The sequence below is a fragment of the Verrucomicrobiia bacterium genome (assembly GCA_026414565.1).
GTDB lineage: Bacteria > Verrucomicrobiota > Verrucomicrobiia > Limisphaerales > Fontisphaeraceae > Fontisphaera.
Genome location: JAOAIT010000023.1, coordinates 13,013 through 39,861 on the forward strand (window position 1 = coordinate 13,013; position 26,849 = coordinate 39,861).

General features: G+C 61.7%; 17 protein-coding genes. 8 read left to right on the forward strand and 9 right to left on the reverse strand.

Annotation, left to right across the window (positions count from 1 at the left end; all coding sequences use genetic code 11):
• Positions 1–216: 216 nt before the first annotated feature.
• From N3J91_05960 to N3J91_05970, 3 genes are all read left to right on the forward strand, one after another.
• Positions 217–8,739, forward strand: coding sequence for an immunoglobulin domain-containing protein (locus N3J91_05960; protein ID MCX8155978.1), 8,523 nt, complete (start codon positions 217–219; stop codon positions 8,737–8,739).
• Positions 8,740–8,918: 179 nt separating this feature from the next.
• Entirely contained in the window at positions 8,919–9,257 is a 339-nt protein-coding gene (locus N3J91_05965; GenBank protein ID MCX8155979.1) for a zinc ribbon domain-containing protein, read from the forward strand.
• Positions 9,258–9,266: 9 nt separating this feature from the next.
• Positions 9,267–10,649: a hypothetical protein gene (locus N3J91_05970; GenBank protein ID MCX8155980.1), complete on the forward strand. Its 1,383-nt coding sequence runs from the start codon at positions 9,267–9,269 to the stop codon at positions 10,647–10,649.
• Between the two features lie 33 nt (positions 10,650–10,682).
• Here N3J91_05970 and N3J91_05975 read toward each other — a convergent pair whose 3' ends face one another.
• Positions 10,683–11,624: a DHH family phosphoesterase gene (locus N3J91_05975; protein ID MCX8155981.1), complete on the reverse strand. Its 942-nt coding sequence runs from the start codon at positions 11,622–11,624 to the stop codon at positions 10,683–10,685.
• A gap of 140 nt (positions 11,625–11,764) precedes the next feature.
• Between N3J91_05975 and N3J91_05980 the strand changes: the two genes are divergently transcribed.
• The 3 genes from N3J91_05980 to N3J91_05990 all read left to right on the forward strand — a co-directional run bounded on the left by N3J91_05980 (position 11,765) and on the right by N3J91_05990 (position 15,501).
• A complete protein-coding gene (locus tag N3J91_05980; GenBank protein ID MCX8155982.1) occupies positions 11,765–12,847 on the forward strand; it encodes a DNA replication/repair protein RecF in 1,083 nt (360 codons plus the stop codon).
• A 214-nt stretch (positions 12,848–13,061) separates the two neighbouring features.
• On the forward strand, positions 13,062–15,203 hold the full coding sequence (locus N3J91_05985) for a hypothetical protein (protein MCX8155983.1): 2,142 nt from the start codon (positions 13,062–13,064) through the stop codon (positions 15,201–15,203).
• A gap of 85 nt (positions 15,204–15,288) precedes the next feature.
• Positions 15,289–15,501, forward strand: coding sequence for a hypothetical protein (locus tag N3J91_05990; GenBank protein ID MCX8155984.1), 213 nt, complete (start codon positions 15,289–15,291; stop codon positions 15,499–15,501).
• Here N3J91_05990 and N3J91_05995 read toward each other — a convergent pair.
• From N3J91_05995 to galE, 5 genes are all read right to left on the reverse strand, one after another.
• The gene (locus N3J91_05995) at positions 15,473–16,165 is read right to left on the reverse strand and encodes a DUF1080 domain-containing protein (GenBank protein ID MCX8155985.1); all 693 of its coding nucleotides are present in this window, start codon (positions 16,163–16,165) and stop codon (positions 15,473–15,475) included. The genes N3J91_05990 and N3J91_05995 overlap by 29 nt on opposite strands.
• A 22-nt stretch (positions 16,166–16,187) precedes the next feature.
• Positions 16,188–17,216: a zinc-binding dehydrogenase gene (locus N3J91_06000; protein MCX8155986.1), complete on the reverse strand. Its 1,029-nt coding sequence runs from the start codon at positions 17,214–17,216 to the stop codon at positions 16,188–16,190.
• Between the two features lie 130 nt (positions 17,217–17,346).
• A complete protein-coding gene (locus N3J91_06005; protein MCX8155987.1) occupies positions 17,347–18,432 on the reverse strand; it encodes a hypothetical protein in 1,086 nt (361 codons plus the stop codon).
• A gap of 14 nt (positions 18,433–18,446) precedes the next feature.
• Complete coding sequence (locus tag N3J91_06010) at positions 18,447–19,133, reverse strand: DUF4956 domain-containing protein (GenBank protein ID MCX8155988.1); 687 nt, start codon at positions 19,131–19,133, stop codon at positions 18,447–18,449.
• Between the two features lie 322 nt (positions 19,134–19,455).
• Positions 19,456–20,427 carry a UDP-glucose 4-epimerase GalE gene (galE, locus tag N3J91_06015; GenBank protein ID MCX8155989.1) on the reverse strand — a complete coding sequence of 324 codons (972 nt, stop codon included), beginning with the start codon at positions 20,425–20,427 and terminating at the stop codon, positions 19,456–19,458.
• 379 nt (positions 20,428–20,806) lie between these two features.
• Between galE and N3J91_06020 the strand changes: the two genes are divergently transcribed.
• Positions 20,807–21,520, forward strand: a complete 714-nt coding sequence (locus tag N3J91_06020) for a class I SAM-dependent methyltransferase (protein MCX8155990.1) — start codon at positions 20,807–20,809, stop codon at positions 21,518–21,520.
• Positions 21,521–21,683: 163 nt separating this feature from the next.
• A complete protein-coding gene (locus N3J91_06025; GenBank protein ID MCX8155991.1) occupies positions 21,684–22,922 on the forward strand; it encodes a hypothetical protein in 1,239 nt (412 codons plus the stop codon).
• A gap of 9 nt (positions 22,923–22,931) precedes the next feature.
• On the opposite strand, the gene N3J91_06030 is transcribed toward N3J91_06025, so the two are convergent.
• The 3 genes from N3J91_06030 to asnB all read right to left on the reverse strand — a co-directional run bounded on the left by N3J91_06030 (position 22,932) and on the right by asnB (position 26,720).
• Positions 22,932–23,978, reverse strand: coding sequence for a class I SAM-dependent methyltransferase (locus tag N3J91_06030; protein MCX8155992.1), 1,047 nt, complete (start codon positions 23,976–23,978; stop codon positions 22,932–22,934).
• Between the two features lie 11 nt (positions 23,979–23,989).
• Positions 23,990–24,487: a nitroreductase family protein gene (locus tag N3J91_06035; GenBank protein MCX8155993.1), complete on the reverse strand. Its 498-nt coding sequence runs from the start codon at positions 24,485–24,487 to the stop codon at positions 23,990–23,992.
• A gap of 319 nt (positions 24,488–24,806) precedes the next feature.
• Complete coding sequence (gene asnB / locus N3J91_06040; protein ID MCX8155994.1) at positions 24,807–26,720, reverse strand: asparagine synthase (glutamine-hydrolyzing); 1,914 nt, start codon at positions 26,718–26,720, stop codon at positions 24,807–24,809.
• Positions 26,721–26,849: the final 129 nt, after the last annotated feature.

The window sequence follows — 26,849 nt, forward strand, 5'->3', positions numbered from 1 at the left end:
CAAATTAGAAATCTAGTCAATCGCAAAGCAACCCCGCTGGTATCAGCGAAACGGTCCGGGCGGGCATGGAAAATTATCTCACACGTGCCCGCTCGGGCGGCGCGAATCAGCCTGGTAATCCAAGGGGGAAAAAAATATCATTCTTAGGTTTTTTTGCTGGCTTGTTCAATCACCCGATGTTAACAATTAGGTAACATCAAAAAACCCAATAACACTATGCAATCCGTGGCGCGTTGCTGCTTTGGCGTGGCCAAGTGGTTGACATTGGCCGCTTTTCTCATCGTTCAAAGTCAGGCCCAAACTCCTCCGCCCCTCATCACGGAGTTTATGGCCATCAACAACAACACCCTGACGGATGAAGACAATGACCGCCCGGACTGGATTGAAATCTACAACCCGGCGGACGTGCCCGTGAATCTGGCTGGCTGGAGTCTGACCGATCAGGCCAACAACCTGCGACGCTGGATTTTCCCGGCCACCAATCTGGCGCCGCGCAGTTTCCTGATCGTGTTTGCCTCCAGTAAAAACCGGGCCGTGCCAGGCGCCCCACTGCACGCCAACTTTAACCTGGCCGGGGACGGCGAGTACCTGGCCTTGGTGAACCCTTCGGGGCAGGTGGTCTCGCAATTCGCCCCACGGTTTCCGCGCCAGAATGCGGACATATCCTACGGCGTGGGCCAGACGGTCAATCTGTTGAGCGCCACCGCCGCCGCCAAAGTGTTGGTGCCCAATGCCGAACCGCCTCCCAACTGGATGCATCCCGGTTTTGATGACAGCTCCTGGCAAAGCGGCGCCAATGGTGTGGGTTTTCAATACGTCGTCCCCGGTTTCGCCGTGCGCAATTACAAAGCCGCCGGCAGTTTTCAAGTGGGCAGCCTGGATGCCGCCTTTCAGGTCATGACCAATCCCACGTTGCAAGCGTGGGTCAACACGGCCATCACCCCGGTCGTCAATTTTTTGAACACCGGTGGCTCGGCCAATTTTACCAATGACCTCACCTTTCCGGGGCTGGTCATCAACACCGATACCGAGGACTTTGTGACCGAGGCTACAGCCCTGATTACCATCCCCGGGCCGGGTCCCTACACTTTCGGGGTCAACAGCGACGACGGATTCATTTTGCAGATTGGCCCCTTCCAAATGTCGTACCCTGCGCCACGCGGTCCCGCTGATACCCTGACCACGTTCAACTTTCCTGCCGCCGGCAAATATCCCATGCGCCTGGTGTTTTACGAACGCGGAGGAGGCGCCGAGGTGGAGTTGTTTGCCGCCCCGGGAAGCTACGCTGCCTTCGATGCCAATGTTTTCCGGCTGGTGGGTGACACCGCCAACGGCGGCCTGCCGGCCGAGACCCCGCCTTTGAACAGCGACACCTTGGAGAGTTATTACGAGCATTTGCGCACAGATGTCTCCCTCCAGATGCTCAATCAACGCTCCGTGGCGTACGTGCGCCTGCCCTTCCAGGTGGCCGATCCCGCCGCTGTGGAATCGCTCTCCCTGCGCTTGCGGTATGATGACGGGTGTATCGTCTATCTCAACGGCATCGAGGTGTATCGGACAAACGCTCCCGTTGTGCCCGCCTGGAATGCGCTGGCCACCGCCGCCCATTCGGCCGCCGTGGTGGAAACAGTGGACTTGAACGAGTATCGCAACGCCCTCATCCCGGGCCAAAACGTCCTGGCCATTCAAGGTTTCAACCTCTCCGCCGCCAACACCGATTTCCTGATCCAGGCGGAGCTGGTGGATTTTCGCGTGCAGAATCAGTCCCCCGGCTTTATGTCGCCACCCACCCCCGGCGCCGCCAACCAGGCCGGGGCGCCCATACAGGCGCCACCCGCGCTGTACTCGGTGGCCAGCGGCGTTTATACCAATGCGGTTCTGCAAGTGGAGCTGTATTCTCTGATCCCTGGCGCGCAAATCCGTTATTCTCTGAATGGCGCGCCGGTGACGGCCAACTCGCCCCTCTACACCAATGGCCAGCCGCTGATCATCAGCAATTCTGCCATTGTCTCCACCAAGGTATTTGCTCCGGGGTATTTCCCCAGCCGGCAGGTATCCGCGTACTACACGCTCCTGGAAAACACAGTCTATAGCTTCAACTCACCGCTTCCGATTGTGGTATTGGATACCTTCAACCAGACGATCACCCCCGACATGGACCCCCGGGCCACCTGCATCATCACCGTATTTGACACCTCCCCCACCAACCGCCGCGCCACCCTTGTAAGCCGACCAGATTTCCAGGGAAGGGTTGGCGTGGAAGGCCGCGGCCAGACCTCCTGGTCCTTCCCGGATACCGATGGGCGGCATAAGAAACCCTACAACTTGGAGATCCGGGGGGAGGACGCTCGTGATCGCAAAGTGGCCTTCCTTGACTTCCCGGAAGGCTCGGACTTCGCCCTGATTAATGTGTATAACGACAAAACCTTCCTGAACGACTTCCTCGCCTATGAATTGTTTGAAAAAATGGGGCATTATTCCGTGCGCCGCCGTTTTGTTGAGGTGTACTGGAACGGCACGCCCCCGGAGGGGACGGCCGATCGCTCGGGCAAGGTGGGCAACAATGATTACGTGGGCGTTTATCTGCTCGTCGAAAAAATTCGCGCCGATGCCAATCGGGTGAACATTGAACCACCGCAATCGGGCGCCCCCGGGGACCCCATCACCGGCGGCTTTATTTTTAAGAAAGACAAGGCCAGTCCGGGGGATCTCTTGTTTTACACCACCAGCGGGCAGGATATCCGCCTGCACGAACCGCGCCCGGACCAGGTCACGACCGTTCAGGTGGAATGGCTGCGCAATCACCTCAACGAAATGGAGGCGGCGCTCTATGGGCCGGCCTGGCGCGATCGTGCCATCGGCTATCGCAAATACATTGATGTGGATTCGTTTGTGGACAACCACTGGATCGTCGAGTTCACCAAGCAAATTGATGGCTACCGCCTCAGCAACTACATGTACAAGGGGCGCACCGGCAAAATCAAAATGGAACCCATCTGGGACTGGAACCTGAGCTTTGGCAATGCCAACTACCTGGATGGCGGCCGCACCAACAACTGGTATTACCCCCTCATCAGCTCCACTGAACACATCTGGCTGCGACGCCTCATCAGCGAACCGGGAGACCCGGATTTCCAACAGGCCATCGCCGATCGCTGGGCGGAACTGGCCGCCGGAGTGTTCAATCTGTCCAACGTGCTGGCCCGGGTGGATGAACTCTCGGCCTTTCTGGCTGAGCCTATCGCCCGGGACCTGGCCCGTTGGCCACGACTGGCGCGTTATCTCTGGCCCAATCCCAACGGCTCGGCGGGCGGCTGGCATGTGGACTATCAAAACCCATCCACGCACGCCGCCATCATCGCGCAGATGAAAACGTGGATCACCGGCCGCTTTAACTGGATTGATCAACAATTCATCAAACCTCCCACCTTCAGCCGGCGCGCCGGCCCGGCCAATGCGCCGCTGGTCATGACCGCTCCCGCCGGCGCCATTTACTACACCCTCAACGGCGCCGACCCGCGCCTGCCCGGCGGTTCGCGCTCCCCTCAGGCCCTGCTCTACACCAACAGCATCATCCCGCCGGACAATTCCCGCATCACCGCCCGTGTCTGGCTGAGCAATCAGTGGAGTGCGCCGGTCACCGCAGTGTTTGGCAGCAGCACGCCTTCCCTGGTGATTTCGGAGCTGATGTACAATCCCGCCCCCTCCACCGACCCCAATTTCAACACCCAAGATTACGAATTCATCGAGCTGCTGAATACCGGTTCCACCACCCAGGATTTGACCGGCCTGCTGCTCTCCGGGGGGGTGGACTTCCGTTTCCCCATCGGCAATCTGGCCCCCGCCGGATCTCCAACTCTCCAGGACTTTGACTCCCCAGGCACCCCTTACACCACCTCCCGGCTGAGTGAAGGCGGCGGGGCGGTGGTTACGTCGGGCGGGCCGGCGGGCCAGTTCATCCGGCTGACCACCCCCAATACCGGCGCCAACCGCAACCGTCTGGCCTTCAATCGCACACTCGACAGCACCTATGGCCGGCTGGTGGCCGAGGTGGACTTCCGCGGCGTCAACAGCTCACCGCCACTGTCCGGCGGCACCCCCACCGTGGCAAATTTTGATGCCTCCGGCACACCCTATACCCTGTCCGGAACGGCGGCGACCGCCTCCGACGGCGGCCCGTATGGCACGTTTATGCGGCTGACCCCGGCGGTAAACAGCCTCAACAACGGCATTTTCTTCAACCGCACCGCGGCGGGCACTTTTACCAACATCACCATGACTTTTGATTTCCGCATGACGCCGGGCGCCGGCCGGGCCGACGGCCTGGGCGTGGCCTTTTTAAACACCGCCAACTGGGGCACTTCCGGCAACATCGCGGTGTTCACCGAGGAGCCCAACCTGGCCGGCTCGCTGGCCTTTGGTTTTGACATCTACAACAACGGCAACCCGCCGGATCCCAACAACAACCACATTTCCATTCATTGGAATGGTGCCCTGGTCTCCGGCGGCGTGGCCACGCCCAATCTCAATCTCGCCAGCGGCCAGTTCCATCGCGCCGAAATCACCCTCCGGTTCAGCGGCGGCTCAGTGTTCATCACGGTCCGGCTTACGCCCAATATCTATGGCACGCCCGGCACGCCGGAAACCCTGTTCAACAACTTCCAAATCTCGGGGGTGAATCCCTACGAGATGCGCCTGGGCATCTGCGGCCGTACCGGCGGTGAAAATGCCGCGCATGACATTGACAACGTCAACGTGGAGTTTGGCGTGGTGCCGCCCGCGCCGGGCGGGCTGTCGCTGGTGCTCCTGCCCACCGCCATCTTTGGCACGAGCGGGGCGGGCAGCACCCTGGCGCATTATACCAACGAGCCGGTGCTGGCCAGCGGCCTGGCGCTGGATTTGGTGATGGGCAACGTGGCCTCTCAAAACAGTGCCGACCTCTACTATCAGGGCCGCCTGGTTACCAGTGCGCTGCTCAGTTCGAACGTCCTCGAGCTGGACAACGGCCAGTTCCACCGGGCCCGGTGGGAGTTGATTCGCAACCTGGATGGCGCACGCGTGCATCTGAGCATCATCCCCAACAGCCTCGGCACGCCGGGCACCCCCATCGCGGTTTTGACCAATGTGCAGATTGACGGCCTGGTGCCACAGGATTTCCGGCTCGAGCTGGCCGGCCGCAACGGCGGCCAAATCCTGCAACTGGACGCCGACAACGTGCGGGTGGAATACGACCGCAACACCCCCATGCTGCTGGCCCCCGGCGAACGCATCCTGGTGGTCAAAAATCGGGCTGCCTTCGAGTCCCGCTATGGCACCGGCTTCCGCATTGCCGGCGAATATGAGCGGAACCTGGCCAACAGCAACGAGCGCCTCAACCTGACCGGCCCGCTGGGCGAGCCGATCTTTTCAGTGCGGTATGAGGACTGGTACCGCCTGACCGATGGCGCCGGCTTCTCGCTGGTGCTGGCGGGCAACACCATGCCCGACAACAATCCCGCCGGCTGGCGCGTGAGCACGCAATATGGCGGCTCACCGGGGGCGGCCGATTTGCCGCCGCCGCTCTTCGTGCCGGTGGTGGTGAATGAAGTCCTCTCGCGCCCCCTGCCGCCGCTGGTGGACGCCGTCGAGCTGCACAATCCCAACACCGTGCCGGCGGACATCAGTTTCTGGTGGCTGACAGATAACTTTAACCAGCCCTACAAATACCAATTCCCCTCCAACACCATCATCCCGCCCGGCGGTTTTCTGGTGGTGACGGAGGCGGATTTCAACCGGCCCGGCGATCCGCGCGGATTTGGATTCCGCGGTGAAGGGGAGGAGGTGTACCTCTTCAGCGCCAATGCGGCCGGTCAGCTCACCGGCTATTATCATGGCTTTGATTTTGGCGCTTCGGATCAAAACGTCTCCCTGGGCCGACACGTCATCAGCAACGGCAATGATCATCTGGTGCCGCAACGCAGCATGACCTTCGGCGCCACCAACAGCGGGCCGGTCATCGGCCCGGTGGTCATCAGCGAGGTGATGTATCATCCCCCCGATTATCCGGACGGCCGCGACAACAAGGAGATGGAGTTCATCGAATTGCTAAACATCACGGATGGCCCCGTATGGCTCTTCAACCCCGCTTATCCTTCCTTTACCTGGCGGCTGCGCGACGCGGTGGATTATGAGTTCCCCTCCGGTGTCATTCTCCCGCCCCAGGGGCGCCTCCTGGTGGTCAGCTTTGATCCGGCCACCGAGTACGTCTTGTTGGAGCAATTCCGCAATCTTTACCGCGTCCCGCCCGACGTGCCCATTTATGGGCCTTACTCCGGCAAACTGGATAATTCCCAGGACAGCGTGGAATTGACCCGTCCTGGACCGCTGGACGCCACCACCGGCCTGCCCGATTACCTCCTGGTGGACAAAGTGCGTTATTCCGACAACCCGCCATGGCCCCAGGCCGCGGACAGTGCGGGATTCTCCCTGCACCGCCTGAACCCGGCGGCCTACGGCAACGATCCAGCCAACTGGACCGCCGGGCCGCCCACGGCCGGCCGGCCTTTCACGCCAGGCGTGCCGCCAGTCATCACCCAATCGCCAGTGGACCTGACTGTCTGGATGCATGATACCGTGACGCTGCAAGTCGCAGCCACCGGAGAAGGCCCGCTGCAATATCACTGGCGCTTCAATGGCAACCCGCTGCCGGGCGCCACCAATGCCGCCCTGATATTGGCGAATGTGCAACTGGCGCAAGCCGGCGTTTACCAAGCCGTGGTTTTGGGCCCCGGTGGCGCCGCTGAGAGCGCCCCGGCGCGGCTCACCGTCTGGCAGGCAGTAACGTTCACCAACCAGCCCCGCAGCCTGGTGGCGCTGGCCGGCACCAACATCACCCTCTCCGCCGGGGCCACCGGCAACGGCCCGGTAACCTACCAATGGCAGCGCAACGGCGTTAACCTGCCGGGGGCCACCAGCGCCACCCTGACACTGACCAATGTGCAGGTGGATCAATCGGGCCTGTATCGGGTGGTGGCCACCGATGCCCTGGGCTCCGTGCCCAGCGCGCACGCCAGTGTCCTGATCGCCACCACGCCCGCCGTCTCCCTGCTGCCCACCGGCCAGGTGGTGCGGGTGGGCGGCACCCTGAGCATCACCGCCGGTTTCTCCGGCTCGGAACCCAAAGGTTATGTCTGGAATCGCAACGGCGTGGACATCACCCGCCTGGGCGAGGTGGGCACCAATCTTATCATCAGCCCCGTCCAGCTTTCCGACGGCGGTCTCTACCGCTGCGGCGTCACCAATCTGGTCCGCACCAATGTGCTGTTCCATTCCTTCGTGGCGATGGTGGTCGTGGACCCGCCCACCGATAAAACCGCGCACGTGGGCGGCACGGTGGTGCTCACCGCCAACGCCAACCCCGTGGGCAATGCCCGCTTCCAGTGGCAGTTCAACGGCAACAACCTGGCAGGCAGGACTTCCGGCACGCTGGTGCTGACCAATGTCCAGCTCGCCGATGCCGGCATTTACACGGTGCTGGTGACCAACTCCATGAACACGGCCGCCTCCGCGGCCTACTCCTGCCGCCTGACCGTGGTCGAGCAGCCGGCGGCGCCGGCCATCACGCAGCAACCACTCAGCGTGGTCACCAACCTCGGCGCCAATGTCAGCTTCAATGTGACGGCCACCGGCACCGAAGTGCTGTACTATCAATGGTGGTTCAATCAAACCAATCGTCTGACCACCGGCACCAACGCGACGCTGCTGCTCACCAACGTTGCCCTCGCCCAACTGGGCGAGTACCGCGTGGTCGTCTCCAACCATTCCGGCGTCGTAACCAGTGAAGCCGCCTTCCTGGAGGCGCCGCTGCCGCCCGCCATCGTCACGGCGCCGGTCAGCACGCAAGTCCTGGCCGGAGCGCAAGCTGTCTTTGCCGTCAGCGCCACCGGCACATCCCCGCTCGCTTATCAGTGGTACCGCTCCTTCTTCACCCCGATTGCGGGCGCCACCAACATGACCCTCGTTTTGCCTGCGGCACAAAGCGGGGACGTGGGCGATTACCGCGTGGTGGTCTCCAATCCCTATGGCGCGGCTACCAGCAGTGTGGCGTGGCTCACCCTGCTGACCCCGCCCGGCTTGGTGCTGCAACCGCAGGACCAGGTGCTCACGCCGGGCCAGACGGCGCGCTTCTTTGCTGTCGCCACCGGGCAGGCGCCGCTCCTTTTCCAATGGTGGCGGGCGCCCAACCTGCCGCTGGCCGGGGAAACCAATTCCGTGCTGGTCATCTCCAACGCGCAAACCGCCGAGGCCGGCGCTTACTTCCTGACCGTTTCCAATGTGGCGGGAGTCTTCACCAGCCGTCTGGCGACGTTAACCATCAGCGAAGGCATGGTGGACACCGACCAGGACGGCCTGCCTGATGACTGGGAACGCCAAAACGGCCTGACGGTGGGCATTAATGATGCCAATGTGGACAGCGATGGTGACGGCCACACCAACTACCAGGAATTCCTCGCCGGCACCAATCCGCAAGACCCCAACAGTGTGCTGGCCTTGCGGGCAACTGTCGTCCAGGGCATGCCCGTCCTGCAATTCCTCGCCGTCTCCAATCGGGCTTACCGGCTGGAATTCAAGAATGCCCTCGGCCAGCCCGCCTGGCAGTTGTTGACCAACCTGCCACCTGAACCGTTCAACCGGCCGGCGGTCCTAAGCGATCCGGCGCCATCGTCCACCAACCGGTTCTACCGCCTTTACATACCTTAAATTCATTTCCCGGGGAGGCCGGTTGCCCTGCCGGCCTCCCCGGAGATGCCCGCTCCAGGCGCAACGCTCCGCGGGAAACTCCGTCTTCCCAAGGGTTTTTTTATCTCTTGGACGAAGCGCCCTCTTTGACCTATAGAATAGGGGTCTGGTATTATTGAGGATTATTGAGGGATTGAGCTATGCCAACGTACGAGTACGTTTGTGAGAAATGTCAGCATCAATTTGAGGTCTTTCAAAGCATGAAAGATAAACCGCTCACGGTTTGTCCCAAGGACAAGTGCCCCCAAAAACGATGGGGCAAGGGCAAGGTACGCCGCCTGCTGGGCGCGGGAGCGGGACTCATTTTCAAGGGCAGCGGCTTCTATATTACCGATTATCGCAGTGAAAGTTACAAGGCGGCGGCCAAAAAGGAGGCCAGCCCGTCCGCCAGCAGCAGCTCCAGTTCAAGTTCTTCCGCCAGCAGCAGCAGCAGCAGCTCCAGCAGCAGTAATAATAGCAGCGGGAGCAAAAAAAACTGACCTCGTCTCATGCGCCTCCACGGCATGGGCTGGCTGGCCAGCGCGCTGGGACTCCTGCTCCTCGGAGCAGGCCACCTGCAGGCCGCCAGCCCTGCGCCAGGGCTGCCCAAGTTGCTGTCCATCGAAAGCCAGTCCCGCCAGTTTGTGGTGCAGGGGCCGCCGGAGATATTGCCCTCGCCGTCGTATATTAACGATGAACGCCGCACCAATTATGTGCTGCTGAATCAAGCCAATCTGGCCGTCTGGGCCGAACGCGTCAAACAGGCCCTGTTGCGCGAGCTGGACAGCCCGGATGGCTGGCGGGGGCGGATTTTTATCAATCTGTACCGGGCGGCCGACCTCGGTGAACCGGTGGCGGTCAAAGCCCAGTACACCCCGCAAGGCTGGTTTTACCAGATGCACGTGCCCAGCGAGGTGGAACCTGCCCGGCTGAATCGCGCCCTGGTGGCGGTTTTATTGCAGGAAATGGCCGATCGTCAGGCTGGCGCCCACCCGCCGGAGCTGCCCCCCTGGCTCGCCCGGGGTATGGATGAACTGCTGGCGCTGCGCCATGGGGCGAGCTTCCGCGTGGTGCCAGACGCCGGCCGCCGCGACACCGCCACCGTTCGCGTGGAGCGCCGGGTTGATCCTGTTTTAATCATCCGCCAACGTCTGGGCGGCCGCCAGCCGCTCACTCTGGATGAATTGAACTGGCCCCCCGCCCCCGTCTGGAACGAGCCTGCAGGGGGCTTTTATGATCAATGCTCCCACCTCTTTGTGCTCAGCCTGCTGCGTCTGCCTGAAGGCCCCGCCTGCCTGCGGCGCTTTCTGCAGGAACAGGCCCCCCGCCATCTGAACTGGCAAACCGGCTTCCTGCAGGCCTTCGCCGCCCATTTTAAGAACATGCGGGACGTGGATAAATGGTGGAATGTGCAAATCACCACTGTGACCGGCCGGGATCAGGCCAATCTCTACTCCCTCGCGGAAAGTTGGCGCAAATTGGAGGAGATCCTGGCCTGCCCCGTGCAAATCAAAGGAGAGGACGGCCGCCTGACACGCCAAACCGTCAGTCTGCAAACCGTCATTGATCAGTGGGAGGTGGGCCGCCAGCGTGCCCTGTTGCGCCAAAAAATCGGCCAGTTGCAGCTTCTGCGCACCCGCGTCGCCCCGCCCCTGCTGCGGCTGACCGAGGATTACCTGCGGGTGCTGCAAAACTACCTGAGCCGCCGGGAAAAGGCCACTTTCGCCGCCGATGCCCAGGCGATGATGACGGACAACCCCCGCACGCTGGCCCGCCGCACCGTGGCCCAACTGGATCAACTGGACATCGTGCGCGCCGATCTGAAAACGGCCACGCCGAACACACCCTCCTCGCTCAGCCCTCCCCAGGCCGCCGGCGTGCCCACGCTTTAGTGGTATCCCATTCTCCCGCCGCGCCTGTGGGGCTCAGGTTTTGGAGTCTAAATCAGCGAACAAGGCTTCCAAACTGTTGAGCGGCGTGCCCTTGGCTGGCGTGGGACTGAAAATGCCCGTCAGGTAGGTCACCGCATCAGCCAGATTGCGCACATGCCGCGGCAGGATCGCACCGGCGGCATTGGGATGGCCGCCGCCCTGCACTTTTTCCGCCGCTTTAAGGGCCTGGCCATTCTGGCTGCGAAAGCTGGCTATCATCATGCCGTTGCTTTTGCGAAACAACGTGACCAGCACCTCGTACGGCGTAGCCTTGCGCTCCAAAAGCTGGAAGATGATCGCGTTGTTGTTGCCCACCACGGTCTCGACCAGCCCGATTTTTGCGCTCAAAGGGATGATATGTTCCTTGCTCCACTCATAGCCCAGGGGGTCTTCAATCCGGCGCTTTACCGCCATGACCTCCAGCAGGGGGTGGTTCAGCAGCGCTTCAATGCGGCCTTCCACCAGCGCATGCAAATTCCAAAAACCATACACCTTCACCAGATTGGCAATGTCGCAAGCCAGCACAAAATCCGGGTCTTCCTCCCAAAACAAATCGGCCACATCATTCAAATGCGCCAGACGTTCCAGCTCCGGCGAGCCCATGCCGTGCTGCACGCACAGCTCATAGCACAGCCGGCCGGCGGATTTCTGCGTGTCATGGAGGAACATCAGATGCTTGGGCTGCGCCTCGCAGGGGTGGTGATCCACCAGCAGCCAGTTGGCGCGGTCCAGCCGCGGTTCGTAGGCAAAGTCGGCCACCCACGCCGAGCGCTCGCGCAAATCCCGATTGCGCCAGATGTTGTAATGACACGCCTCCAGGGGCACATAGCCCCCAAACAGCTTGCGCGCCAGCCGCTGCAACAGCACGCCGGACATCAGGCCATCGAGGTCGCTTTCATGCGTCAGGATTACTTCCGGTTTCGGTAACACCATCATTAAAGCAAACCTACCCCATGAACGCCCCTTGTCCAGCCATGAATCAGCTTTCCCAACCAGTCCGTCCCGCCCCCCTTAGGACCCGGCCGGCCGGATTGAAAAAACTGGCCGCGCCGCCTCCGGCTTTCTAACCTTGCGCCGTGCACCTCGCACGCCTGAGATTGCGCGACTTTCGCAACTACGCCCGCCTGGACGCGGCGTTTGCACCGGGTTTTCATCTGATTCTGGGTGACAACGCCCAGGGCAAAACCAATTTGCTGGAAGCCATCTACCTCCTGGCCACCCTGCGCTCGTTTCGCGGGGTGGGCGGCGCGCAGCTCATCCGCCATGGCGCGCGCGGTTATTGGGTCGGCGCCACCATCGTCGGCCCCCTTCGCCATGAAGTAAAAATCTTCTGGTCGCCCCGCCAGCGCAAATTGCTCATGAACAACCAGCCCGTACGCCGGCTGGCGGATTATTACGGCACCCTGCGTGCCGTGGTCTTTTGCAGCGAAGACACCCAGTTAATCAAAGGCCCCGGCCGCGTGCGCCGCCGGTTCATGGACCTGCTGCTGGCTCAAACCCACGCCCCCTATCTGCACCTCCTCCAGCGCTACACCCGGGCCGTACGTGCCCGCAACGCCTTGCTGCGCAGCCGGCGTCTGGACGAGCACGCCCTGGCCGGTTTTACCCGGGAGGTTGTGGCTGCCGGCACGGAAATCATGCGCCTGCGCCGCGAACTGCTCCCCCGCCTCTCGCCCCTGGCCCGGGCCGCGCATGCGCGCATTGCTCCCGCCGGTGAAGAATTGCAACTGGCTTATCAACCCGCCACCGGCAATGAAGACCTGGCCCAAGCCTTGGAACGCAGCCGTGAACAGGAACGCGCCACGCGCCTGACCTTGGTCGGGCCACACCGTGATGAGATGGCCCTGCTGCTCAACGGAAAGCCGGCCGCCCAGTTTGCCAGCGAAGGCCAGAAACGGACGCTCGCCCTGGCCCTGAAAATGGCTCAAGCCGAATATTTGACGGAAAGGCAGGGCAGCCCGCCCATCCTCCTGATTGATGATGTCATGGTCGAGCTGGATATAAAACGCCGCAGTGGTTTCCTGCCGCTGCTCGAACGCAGCCGCGAAGCTCAGGGCCAGGTGTTCATGACCTGCACGGAGGAAAACTGGCCGCGGGAATTGAGCCGCTCATTGCATCGTTGGGAAGTGCGCGCAGGTCACCTGAACCCCCTGGCCTGAAGTTAAAGACATCGCCGTCCTTGTGGCCATGCCCTCGTCCTCCACTCCTCGCACTTCAAAGAATTAAGGCTCGTCCAGCCCAAGCCGGTGCCGCCCGTAAAAAATGGGTGCACGGACTCTTACATCCGCCTTGCCGGCCAAATAGCGGCTTGATAAAAGTCATGCACCCATGGCAATGGCACGGCATCCTCCCTTGGCCTCTTTTTCCTGCTCCATGATTGCCTCCGCCCCATCGCCCGGCATCAGTTGGCCCCTTCTTCTACTGCTGGCACAGGCGGCCTTTTTTTCCGGTCTGCAGGGGGCTTTGTTGGTGCACGAAACCTTCCCCTATCCGGATGGCCCCCTGGTGCAGGTGGCCCCCGATGCCTGGTCCCATTACAGCGGCACCTCCAATCAATTACGGGTGGCCGGCGGCCGCGCCCTGCTCTCGGAGACTTCCAGTGAAGATGTTCAAGTCTTCCTGCCAGGCCGGCCGTACACCAACGGGGTGTTGTACGTGCGCTTCCTGGTCAACTTTTCGCGCCTGCCGTCCGGTGGAGGCGGATGTTTTGCCCTGCTGAAGGACGCCGGCGTCAACAATAACCGCGCCTGTCTTTACGCCACCACCATGGATGCGCCCGCGGGCCATTACCGTTTAGGACTGCGGCTGACGGGGGTGACCTCCCCCCTCTATGCCTCATACCATCCCCAAGCCTGCCCCACCCAAGCCGCGCAGGTGGTCATCCTGCGCTACCAATTGAATCCTCCCGCCGCAGCCCTGTGGCTCAATCCTGTCAGCGAACAAGATCCAGCCTTGGAAATGCCCGCCGATGGCACTGCTTCCCTGGCGATTCATGCCTTTGCCCTACGACAATCGCTGGCCAGTGGCAACGGCATGGGCGAGCTTGCCCTCGACAGCCTGCGCATTGGCTCATCCTTTGCGGAAGTGGCCACCCCCGGCGCCCCACCCACGCTCTCGGCCTTCCCTGACCTTGATTTGCCCGCTGGCGGCGTGTCCCCTCCCCTGCTTATCACACTCACTGATGAAGATACCCCCCTGCCCTTTATTTACCTTTACGCGCAGTGCGAGCCTCCCCATCTCATCCCGCCAGAGGGTTTCCTTTTTCAAGGCGCCGGCGGGGAGCGTACCCTGGTGGTGCGTGCCGCCGATGGGCAACAGGGCGTCGCGCGCGTCCTGGTCACCGCCCTGGATGACACCGGCCTGAGTGCGCAGCGGGCCTTTACCGTGCGCCTGGGAGCGCCGTCCTGTGCGCCACTAGCTGACCAGATTATAAGCGTTAATCAAACACTTAATGATCTCCCGTTGCACCTGCAGGATGCCGAGCAGGACGTCCTCACTCTGACCATTACTTCTTCGGATCGCACCCTGTTTCCGGCCACCAACATCGTGGTGGCCGGCGAAGGCTATGAGCGGCGCCTCACCCTGCGCCCCGCGCCGGACCGGGCGGGCCACGCCTTCCTTTCCCTGCTCCTCAGCGACGGCCATCACCGGATCACCAATCAATTCCAAGTGACGGTGGCGCCACGGCCAGGACGCCTCGTGTCAGAAGAATTTGATTATCCTGACGGCGCCCTGATCGCCGTCGGCCCAGCTCTCTGGCAGTCCCACAGCGGAGAGGCCGGCCAGGCATGGGTGGAAAACGGGAGTCTCCACCTCTGCGAAACCAACAGTGAGGATGTCAGCGTCACCCTCGGCCCCCCCGGCATCACGGCGGGCAGTGGTTATGTGCTTTATGCGCGCGTGGATTTTCGCGTCTTGCGCCTGCCCACCAATGCCGTGCCCGCCTATTGGGCGCATTACAAGGATGGCGGCACCGGCTATCGCTGCCGCCTCTTTATCTCCACCAACCAGGCGCCACCGGGACATTTCCGCCTGGGCCTCAGCAGCGCCGCAGCACTGCCCACGGCGGAAACCACGCCGCTCCTCCGCACTCAAACGCTCTACACCGTGGTGACCCGCTTTAACGTCAATAATGGCCAGTGTCTGCTATGGCTTGACCCCACCTGCGAGAGTGATGCCGCCCTGGTGGCGGGTGACACCACTGGCAGCAGCACCGTGGCCGCGTGGGCCTTCCGTCAGGCCGCCAACATTGGCGCACTGAGCATCGAACGGCTGCGGGTGGGCACGGCTTTTGCGGATGTCCTTCCTGCCCCCGCCCGGCTGTATTTTGCCCGCGAGGAAGCGCATCTGGTGTTGCGCTGGCCGGAGGAAAGCGGCGCCGTATTGGAGACGTCCGCGCGTCTGTCCCCCGACGCCTGGGAGGCCGTCAGCGCCCCGGGCAGCAGCCTCCAGGGCTGGCGATGCTGGACGAACATCCTGCCGGGAGATACCCGCTTTTTCCGGCTGCGCCAGTGAACGGCCCGGCTTCTGCTCCAAAAAATCTTAAAAATTATTCCAACATTGGGCGGCGAAACCCGTCTTATTCTTGGGACGTATGAATATGAGCCGGCACGAACAGTCAGGACAATCACGCTACGGGGCAGGCCCCGGTGTGCTGCGGTGGTTTGATGCACGCGAGCGTAACGCCCTGCTGGCGCTGCTGGCGGCCGCCGTCCTGTTGATCCTCTGTTCGCTGGCCGGCGGCATGCCCTCCGCCTCCGCCTCGGCCGCCGAGCCGCCGCCCATCAAGGCGCCGGCAGCTCCCGCACCTTGAGGTTGCGGAAAGCCGCCTCATCATTGTGATCGGTCAGCAACAGGTGGCCGGCAATCTTTTTCCCAAAATCCGGCGACGTGCGAAACTTGCTATTGGCCACCGCCGCCAGCACCTCCGGGCTGCCACATTCATATTCCAACACCTTTTCGCCGTTGAGCCAGTGCTCCACGTGCGCACCGCGGACAATAATCCGGGAGTGATTGATTTCCGGCGCCAGTTTCATGGGCGCGTGGGGACGCGGCGGCAGCACATCATAAAACGAGGCGGTTTGCTGCTTCGGGTTCTTGATTGTAGTATCGTCAATCATTTGATACTCGTGGCCCACCCCACGCTCCTCCAGAAACATGTATTTCACGCCATTGTTGGCGCGGGGCGGAATGCGCCACTCCCATGACAATTCGAAATTGTCAAAACGCTGGGTGGTAATGAGGTCCCCGCCACGTTGGCCGGCCAGCTTGACGAGCCAGCCGTTGGTCACCACCCACCCGGTGGTAGGCGGAGTGGCGCGACGCACGCTGCGCCAGCCTTCGAGATTGCGCCCATTGAACAACAGCCGCCAGCCTGCGGCCCGCTCCTGCTCGGTCAGGGTGTTGGGTTCGGCGCCGGCAAGGCCAAGCCCCGTCAGGAGCAGGACTCCATAAATAAACAGCGAGGTTCGTTGCATAAGGCGTGGTATGTTAATCCCCTCAGGGTTGAATGACAATCTTTCCCAGGACCTGCCGCTGGCGCAGCGCCGCAAACGCCTCCGGCACGCGCTCCAGCGGATGAATCGCATGGATCACCGGCTTGAGTTTGCCGGCGGCGGCCCAATCCAGCGTGGTCCGCATGTCAGCGCGGTTCCGCCCGTAACTGCCAATCAACCGCTGTTGTTTCACAAAGAACGGCCAGATGTCGAAAGTGATCTGCCGTCCCGCCGTGGCGCCACAGGTGACGATTGTCCCCCCGCGCGCCAAACAGTCCAGCAGTTTGGGCAGAATGTCGCCCCCCACATGTTCAACGACCAGGTCCACCCCGCGTTTATTGGTGATTTTGCGCACCTCACTCGTCCAGCGCGCGTCCGCCGTATCCAGCACCTGCTCCGCGCCCAATTGCAATCCCAGTTTCCGTTTGGCCTCCGTGGAGCCGGTGGTGATCACCCGCGCGCCCAGGCCCCTGGCAATCTGGATGGCCGCCGAGCCGACGCCACTGGCCGCCCCCATCACCAGCACCCAGTCGCCCGCCTTGACCGTTGCCCGGCTGGTCAGCATGTGCATGGCCGTGCTCCCGGCCAGGGTCAACGCCGCCGAGGTGACAAAATCCACCGTGTCCGGCAGCGCCACCAACAACCGCGCCGGCACGAGCACTTTTTCCGCAAACCCGCCGTCCCGCTGGATGCCCAGCAATTCGCTGCGCAGGCATTGCGATTCCTCCCCCTGTTTGCAGAATTCACATTGATCGCAGAAAATGTTGGATTGCACGGCCACCCGGTCCCCCGGCCGCCAGGCGGTCACCCCCGGCCCCACCTGCGTGACCCGGCCGGCAATTTCACAACCGGCCGTGCGGGGTAAAATGGGTTGAATGGGCAGCCCGTTTTCCTCCAGCCACAAATCCAGATGATTTAACCCGCAGGCCATCACCTGCACCACCACCTCGCCCTCGCCGGGCCGGGGATCGGGCAGGTCACGCATCTCAAATCGTCCCGGTTTGCCGTGGGCCACCAGTTGTACTGCTTTCATGGGGGTTATTCAATCGCCCCGCCGCCGGCGATACAAGCCTTTGTTCATCGGCCCCGGCCTGCAACCCTTGCCCGAAATAAAAAGGCCGTCCCGGGAATCGGGACAGCCCAAATCTTCCACAACCCCGGCTCTAGCGCACGCCGGACGGCAGACTGATGTCCACGATTTCGCCCGGCATCAAGGCCAGTCCTTTGGGCAGGGTGATGATCATCGGCAGACCATATTCCATGACCCCGTTCTGCACGGCCATGGGAAGGATGGCCGGATTGATGGGCTCCAACTGGGTGCCCACTTTCATCACCTTGGCCTGCGCCAGGGCACGTCCTTGGGAGCGGCTGCGCACTTCCACCATGTCACCCACCTTGGGTTTGACGTTCAACGGCTGGCGCACATAGGCCACGATGCGCTCGGCCTCCATGCTGCTGATCATCACAATGACATCCCCACGCACCACCCGCTCGCCCTTGCGTTTGTACACCGCGCTGACCACGCCGGACATGGGGGCTTTGATCACCAGCGGGGCCGAGAGGGCCTTGATTTCCTCCTGCTTGGCTTCAATCGCCCGGGCAATGGCCCGATTGGCTTCGTCTCCTTCGCCCGTGCGCACCCCTTTCTCCAGCTTGGCCACGTTCTGTTCCATGGCCTGAATCAGTCTTTCCAGTTCCGCCACCTTCCCGCGCAGGGACTCCGCCGTGGCCTTGGCCAGGTCATAATCCGCCTGGGAGGTCACATTATTCAACAAATTGGAATGGGCGCGTTGGAGCTGGGCTTCCGCATACACCAGTTGGGCCCGGTCATTGGCCAGCTCAATTTTGCGCTGCCAGATGTTGTGCCGCAAACTCTCCAGGTTTTCCTGGAAACGGTAGGTGCCCTGCCGCAGCCGCTCCTCCAAAATCGTCAAATCCGCCATCATGGAGTTGATGCTGGCCTTGACCGTCTCATCCTCCATGACGCTAATCACGGCAATCGGATCGCCCTTTTCCACCCGGGACAGCAAATCCACGCTCAGCTCCTGGATCTCGCCCGGTTCCGTCGCGGTGATGCTCGAACGAATGGCCTCCACCTCCCCGACAATGCTGGGCGGCGCCACGTGCCGGTTCCAGAGGTTGACAGAAAATACCAGAACGCACAGGAAAACAATGATCGGCAGATAACCATGCCGGAACTCCCGCCAGTAATGTGACGGGGGACTCGGAATCTTCGGTAATGCGGTCATCGGTATTCCTTCCACTAGATTTCAGACTCGTCTTCAGCCTTCATGCTCGTCACCCGGGAAACCCCCTCCATGGCCTTCAATTCGGTCAGAAGGTCCTGTTCCCGTTCGGGATTCCGCAGCAACAGGCGATAACTTAAATCGGCGCCCTCATAGCCTTCACTGGTCCGCTGGCTGGCGCAGTGAGTCACCCGGCTGTGCCGGTCCAACAGGCGCTTCAACTCCGGCAGCTCCTTCAAAGACCGCGCCCAATGCAGGTTGACGATGATGTCGTAGCGGTGCCGCGCGCCAAACATGGTCAGGCTCAAATACAACAAGACCACTGACACCATCACACACGTGATGACCGCCGCCGGAAAACGATGGGTGCCGCACGCCATCCCCACCACAATCCCGGCCAGAATGTAAGTGGTATCAAGAGTATCCCGCAGAATGTTGCGGAATCGCACGATGGCAAATACCGCCATCAACCCAAACGCCGTCACCAGGTTGTTGGACAGGACCATCATCACCGACGTGACGATCATCGGCAGCACGATCATGGCGTTGACGAACGTCCGGGAATAGGAAAGCCCCGAGTGCGTGGCCATATACGTCCACGCGATGACATGACCGCCCAGAAAGGCCAGACACAGCGCCAGTATCATCACTGGCAAATCCATTGGCTGCGCGGCGTAATCACCGCGTAAAAACGTCTCTAGCATATGCCAAACAGAAGTCTATTTTTCACCGAATTGTAACTTTTCCAAGACTTTTTTTCAAATCAAATCCCGCCCCGGCGGGTTACATCGGACCATTTTGGTTGTCGGAGGCCTTTGGAGGGACAATGCCACGTCCAAACGCACCCGCGTATAATCCTTCTTTTTTAAGCAATTTAAGTGCCAATTTGGCCCTTCTCTCCCTAAAATCAACGGTTGGGGCTTTTCCGCACCGCCCAGCCGCCAGCCAAGGCATCCCCCACACCCCGAATTCCTGCGGGGAAAGGGTTGCTTTGGCACATTTTGCGTGATTTTCACCCTCCCCCCCTTACTCCGCGTAGCCGTGGGGGTGCCGTTGGTGCCAACTCCACGCCGAGCGCACAATTTGTTCCAAATGCGGGTATTTGGGTGACCACCCCAGCTCCCGTCGGGCTTTCTCGGCTGCCGCCACCAGCCGCGGTGGATCCCCCGGGCGGCGCGGCTTTTCCACCGCCCGAATGGGCCTGCCCGTCACCTGCTCGCAAGTCTGAATAACCTGCCGGACGGAATAACCATCCCCGTTGCCTAAATTGAAGAAACCAGCCTTGCCGGGTTGCAGGGCCAGTATATGGGCCTCGGCCAAGTCAATCACATGGATGTAATCCCGGATGCAGGTGCCGTCGGGAGTGGGGTAATCGGTGCCGTAAATCTCGCAACAATCCCGCTGGCCCAGCGCCACTTTCAAAACATTGGGGATCAGGTGGGTCTCAATGCGATGATGCTCCCCAAACCGCTCGCTGGCCCCCGCCGCGTTAAAATACCGAAAAGCCGCAAACTCCAGCCCGTGGATTTGCTGATACCATTGTAATATCTTCTCAAACATCAGCTTGCTCTCGCCGTAAGGATTTACCGGGCGTTGCGGCAAATCCTCGGTCATCGGCAGACGCTCCGGCACGCCATAGGTGGCGCAAGTGGAGCTGAAAATGAACTTCCGGACCCCCCCGGCCACGGCCGCATCCAGAAGATTAAGCCCGGCGGCCACGTTGTTGCGGAAATATTTGGAGGGATTGGCCATGGACTCCCCCACTAGCGCATTGGCGGCAAAATGAAGGATGGCCTCCGGCCGCGCCCGGGTCACGAGCTCCATGATGGCCTCGCGATCCACCAAATCCCCCACCACCAGGGCCGCCCGTTCATCCACCGCGCCGCGATGGCCTTCAGAGAGATTGTCAAAAACCGTCACCCGATGCCCCGCGTTGAGCAGTTGCTCCACACACACACTGCCGATGTAACCCGCGCCACCTGTCACCAAAACATTCATAAGCCCCCAAGCATAGTTAATTGCCTGTCCGGCGCTCAATAAAAAATCCGCCTCGCATGGCCAGCCGTCTGGCGGCATCCGAGGAATTATGATGCCTTCCACGGCAGGCCAAAAATCAGGGCTTCGCAAATCTCATCCAAATTTTAGAAGGTCATCTCTGTGCCCATTCCTTAACTTCTTCCCCAAGGCAATTACCCGCTCGCCGAAACAGGCGCTCCCACGGCCCAAATGCCGTCAACGGAGGCAGGAGAGATCAGCATGAGCCTTGCAAGATTTATGTATTCGTCATCCAGCTTGGGCCTCGCTATATTGGCAACAGCAAGCCTTTGCGCGCAATGAATAACCACACTGACCTTGAGGTTCAGGATCTTCCAGCACTATGAATAGCATGACGCCCTTTGCCCAAGCCTCGTCCCGCCTGGCCATGCCCCGCCGCGATTTTCTGCTTCACGCGGCGACGCTGACGACGGCCACCAGTTTGCTGGGTCTGGCGCCCGGCACTGCAGCCGCAAATGCTCCCTCCTCCACGGCGCAACGCGCCCAACACGAAAAGATCCTCGCCCAACTTGAGGCCGAGGATGAAAGCATGTTTCTGGTGAATCGCGCAGAAACCGCCGTCGCCCATTTCTTGGCGCATCTTCGCGGGGCACGCGAAATTTTGGAAATTGGCACCGCCCATGGTTACTGGACCTACTGGCTGGCGCTGGCCGCGCAGGCCCGCGGCGGACGGGTGACCACCATCGAAATTGTGCCCGAACGCCGCGCCCGGGCGCTCCAACACCTGCAGGCCTTGGGCGTCTCGCACCGGGTCACCAGTCTGGAGGGTGATGCCCACACCCTCGTGACCACGTTGAAAAAGTCCTACGACTTCATATTTTTGAATGCCGACAAATCCGGTTACCTGGACTACTGGCGCAAACTGTATCCGAGCAAACTGAAGCCCGGTGGTCTGGTGCTCGCCTATAACTACAGCGCACGGCTGGAGCCAATGAAAGATTTCGTGGAAGCCGTCCAGGCCACCCCCAAGGTGGTCACCGCCATCTTTCATGCCGTGCCGGACGATGTCTTTTTTGCGGCGGTGGACTTGCGCTAAACCGATCATGCCAGCTTCAGTCAGTTCACCGCGCGATCCGTGGAGGTATGCATGTCCTGCGCCGACCTCCAAGCGGCCGGGCTTGGGAAAATCTCCGCGCCTGCCCGCCAGCGTGCTTCTTTCTGCGCTCTGGCTACTGGTATTTCATAGCCTGTGCTGGGTAATGCTTCTTGGCGTCCCCTCCCTGTCAGCCGCCCTCCATGCGGTGGGGCCGGGCCAGACGCACAGCAACCTGCAAAGCGTCGCTCCTCTGCTCAAGGCGGGTGATGTGGTGGAAGTCGCGGGCAACGCCATTTATCCTGGAGATGTGCGCCTCCAGGCCAGCGGCAACGCCACCCAGCCCATTGTCATCCGCGGCCGCCCGGTGGACGGACGCCGCCCAATCTTAGCCGGCGTGCAGGGCACAGAAGCCGCCGTGATCCGCATCACCGGCGACTATTACGTCCTGGAAGATCTGGAAATCACCGGCGGCGGCGATACCAACGCCACCCGCGGCATTCGCAATGTGGGTCACGGCACCCTCTTGCGCCGCGTGGCGGTGTATGACGTGGCCGGCCACGGCATTCTTAATTCCGACGCCGCCGGTTCACTCACTTTAAGCCACGTTACCGTGGCCCGCTGTGGTCAAGGCGAGTTGTTTCATCAAATCTATGTCGGCATGGATGCGGCCAAATACCCTGACGCCGTGTTTCGCATGGAGTTCTGCCACGTTTATGACGGGCGCGGCGGTAATAACGTGAAATCCCGCGCCCGGCGCACCGAACTTTTCTATAACTGGCTCGAAGGGGCATGGGGGCGGGAGCTGGAATTATTGGGACCCGACCGCCACGGTCAACCCGCTTCCCAGGGGCCGTTGATTCGCTGCGATGCGGTGGTGGTGGGAAATGTTCTGCACAAATCCCGGGGCATTCTGGCCTCGGCTGTGCGGGTGGGCGGCGATGGCAGCGGCACCAGTCACGGCCGCGCCCAATTCATTCACAACACCATCCTGATGACGCCCAAGGCTGCCGCGGCCGGGGTGTTCAAGCTGCAGGATGCCTTGGAGGCGCTGGAAGTTTATCACTCTGTTTTCTACGCGGAGGGCCGCTCTCTCCGGCTTCTGTACGATCCCGGCCTCCAGTACCGCTCGACCGGAGCGCACAACTGGGTGCCCCGCGGCTCCACTCACCTGCCGCGCGCGTGGCAGAACACTCATACCGGCACCGATCCCGGCTTCGTGCAGCCGGCAGAGCAAAACTGGCGCCCCCTGCCTGGCAGCCCGCTGGTCCGTCAGGCCGCGCCGCTGGAGGTCTCGCTGCCCCGCCCGTTGTTTGAGCCGGCGCGGCTGGGTTTGGCCGGTGAGACCCCGTTTCGCCAGCGGCCAGCGCAGGGCCCTTTGGCCCTCGGGGCCTTTGACCCCTGAACTCCCGCTTCAACGCTCCCGCCCGGGTGATTCAGTTTTCGCGGCAGTTAAGAGCGGCCGCCGGCCCCGGCCTTCGATGCCATTGTGGCCGTAGTGCACTTCCACCTCCACCAGCCCCGCCTGCACAAACCAATCCCGGAACGTCTCCAAGGTTTGCGGGTAGTCGTAGCGCGGTGAGAGCATGTCAAAGGTGTCCAAAATGGCCCATTCCAACAGGTGCTCCTCCTTCAACGGATAAACGCCGCGATAGTCCGCAATGAGCAACCGCCAGTTCAGCCAGCGGCCAATCCAGGGAATCTGGTGAATGAGGCGCGCCACCGGCCACATGGCGCGCACGTAGGCATTTACCCAGCGATAAAGCCGCTCCGGGGCCATCCGGCGGGTAAGTGGCCGCACAAAATATTTGGTGCCAAAAAGTTTGCCAAGATGACCGCGCAGGGTGTCCTTGCGTTTGTAAACATCCACCGCCAGCCGGCCGCCGGGTTTGAGGTGCCGCGGCAACGCCAAAAAGGCCTGTGCCGGATTGGGCGTGTGTTGCAACACGCCAAAACAGAACAGTTTGTCAAAAAAATCCCAACGCACCGGCAGGCGATAGATGTCGCCCTGGGCAATGAGCACGTTGGGCAGCCGCCCATTGGAGGCATAACAAGCCTCCACCGCCACACTGTAGTCAATCGCAACCACCATGGCCCCGGTGCGGGCGGCCTGCTCGGTAAAACGGCCGGAGCCGCAGCCCACCTCCAAAATCCGCTCGCCCTGCAAATCCCGCGGCCAGCGGGTTTCCTCGAAAAACCGCTTTTCACTCACCGGCACGCCGGTGTAGCTGTCGTACTGTGTGCGGGCATGTTTCAGCCATTCAAAACCAAAGCCGGCAGCGTAATTTTCCGAGGGCACAAACCGCGGAATGAAGCGCCGGATCGGATACTGAAGCCGGCAAGAGGCACACTCCAATTGACCGCTTTCCACGCGCCCCTCCACCACCACAGCCCCGGGCAGCAGGGACAAGTCGCCCCGGCATTCCGGACAGGCCAGCAGCTCCAGGTGTTCAGGCCGCATCGGAGACAGGGTCAAACTTCGCCGACCATATCAGCGATGGATTTGCGCAGCGGGCGGGGTGAAGGATCGTTGGGATGGCCCAGCGGCGTCACCGCCACCGGATCCCAATCCTCATCCAGATTCAAAGCCAGGCGCATCCCCTGCCGGTCAAAGGCACAAATCCAGCAGGTCCCCAGTCCCTCGGCCGCCGCCGCCAACACCAGGTGCTCAAAAGCAATCGCCACATCCACCTCATGGTAGCTTTGGCCGTCCCGCCGCCAGCCCAGCTTGCGGTGTCCCAGCCCCACGATAATTAGGGGGGCGGTCATCACCCACGGTTGCAGCAGGCGGCTGACGCGGGCGCGCATGGCATCACTCTTTACCACCAGGAACCGCCACGGCTGCAAATTGCAGGCCGAGGGCGCCCATCGGACAGCCTCCCAAATCCTTTCCAGCTTGTCGGGGCTGACAGGGGTCGGATGATACAACCGCACACTGCGGCGCGCCTTGATGACATCGTAAAAATTCATGGGTTGCCTGCTGCAGGTTGTCTATGCCCCGGAATGGCGCCGGTGCCAAGCAAGAAATCGAGGCCCCTCAGTCTTTGGGGCCGAAGCCCCAAAAACCGGTGGCCACGCAAGGCGCCCCGTCCCCACCGGCATCTGGCTGTCAGCCGCCATGAGCGGCGCCCATTGCCGCCGCGGCCCGGAATGTCATGTCACGGCCAAGCGCATCCAATGATGGCTGATGATGTGTTTCCAGCTTTACACATCCCACCTTGGCAAAGTGGCCTCCCCATGGCGTTTTCAGGTCCTGCCCCACCCTTGATGGGACCCGCCGCGATCCAGGTCATTGGGGCTTCAATCGGTCCCCCGGCTTCAGTGTGCCTTCGACGAACATCTGCCACCACAGCTCCAGCCACAGCAAGGCCCATAAACGATGCGTGTGATTGGCCCGGCCGCGGGTATGTTCTTCAATGAGCTGATGGATCGCCGAGGCATCGAACCAGCCCGTGGACACCAGATGCCCGGTCGGCAGCCACCGCCGCAACCACGGCGCCCATTCCCGGCGCAGCCAGTGCTCAAGCGGAAGGGCAAATCCCTGCTTGCGCCGGTAGATCACCTCGTGCGGGAGATGCCGCGCGGCCAGCTTCTTCAAGAGATACTTTTGCCGGCCATGCCGGATCTTGCACAGGGGATCCATGGCGCCAGCCAGTTCAGCTACGCCGGTATCCAGGAAAGGCGAGCGCAGCTCCAAGGCCACCTTCATGGACGTCACATCCAGCTTCACCAAATAATCATTCGGCAAACGGGTGACCATGGTCATAAAAAGGTGCCGGTCCACCGGGTGCAACGCGGCGATTTCCGGCTGCCACACGGCAAACACCTCCAGCGCCGGCTCACCTTCCACCAGTTGCCGGAAGGTCTCCCGGTACAGAGTGGCTTTCTCGCGCGGGCCAAACGCCATGGAAAGACTGTGGCGCGTGGCCGGGTCCCGGCTGGCATGAATGGCCACCGTGCTCAATTTGCGCAGCAGCGGCAGCGGCTCCATTTCCTGCCGGCGCAGCAACACGCCATCCAGCACCCGCCGGGCGGGGCCAAGGGTGCATCGCTCATACCACCACGCCGCCCACGCAGCTCGGGCAATGTCGTATCCCCCAAACATTTCATCCCCCCCATCCCCCGTCAGGGCCACCGTCACCGAGCGCCGCGCGGCCTGGGCCACATAAAAGGCCGGTATGGCCGAGGAATCCGCAAATGGCTCGCCAAATTCCCAGACGAGCGCGGGCAGGATGCCCAGCACATCCGGTTGCAACATGATTTCCTCATGCGCGGTGCCATAGCGCGCCGCCACCAGCCGCGCATAATGCAGCTCGGAATAGTCCTGCTCGCGAAACCCAACGGAAAAAGTACGCACCGCCCCGCCGGAGACCTGGCTCATAAGCGCCACCACCAGGCTGGAATCCACGCCGCCACTTAAAAAAGCGCCCAGCGGCACATCACTAATCAACCGCCGCCGCACCGCACGCCGCAGGGCCGCCTCAATGCGCTCCAGCCATTCCTTCTCCCGCAAAGCCTCCTTGTGGCCGAACGGGGGGCGCCAATAACGCACCCAGCGCACGCCGTCGCTGGTGAAAATCCCATAATGCGCCGGTTTGACTTTGTGCACCTCGCGGTAAATGCATTGCTCCTGGGTGGTGCCCAGATGATGCAGATAACAGTCAATCGCCGCCGGATTGAGGCTTAACTTCAGCTCCCCCTCCTCGCGCAAGGCCTTGATGTCGGAGGCAAAAGCCAGCCGCTGACCTTGTTGCGTGTAATAAAGCGGCTTTTTGCCAAACCGGTCCCGCGCCAGCAGCAGTTGACGGCGGCGTTCATCCCACAGGCCCAACGCAAACATCCCATCCAGCCGCTCCACCACCCCTTCCCCCCATTGCTCGTAGCCGTGCAGAATAACCTCCGTGTCACTGTGGGACACAAAGCGATGCCCCGCCGCCTGCAGCTCGCGGGTCAACTCAGGGAAGTTGTAAATCTCGCCATTGAACACCAGCCACACTGTGCCATCCTCATTCCCCATGGGCTGGTTGGCGCGATCGGACAGGTCAATGATTTTGAGGCGGCGGTGCCCCAGCCCCACGGGCCCCTGCACCCACTCCCCGGCGTGATCCGGTCCGCGGTTGGCCATGACATCGCGCATGGCCCGAATGACCGCCGGTGAAACCGGACGTCCATCCCAATGCACAAGTCCGCAAATGGCACACATTAGGCAGACAGGGGTGGAGGCGCAGACCGGAGTCTTCCCGGTCTTGCTGGAGGTTTGAGCTTCACCGCCAGGAGCGAGCCCCAAAGATTAATTGGGCCGGGCTTCCTCCCGCGGCGCGGGAGCGGCGGG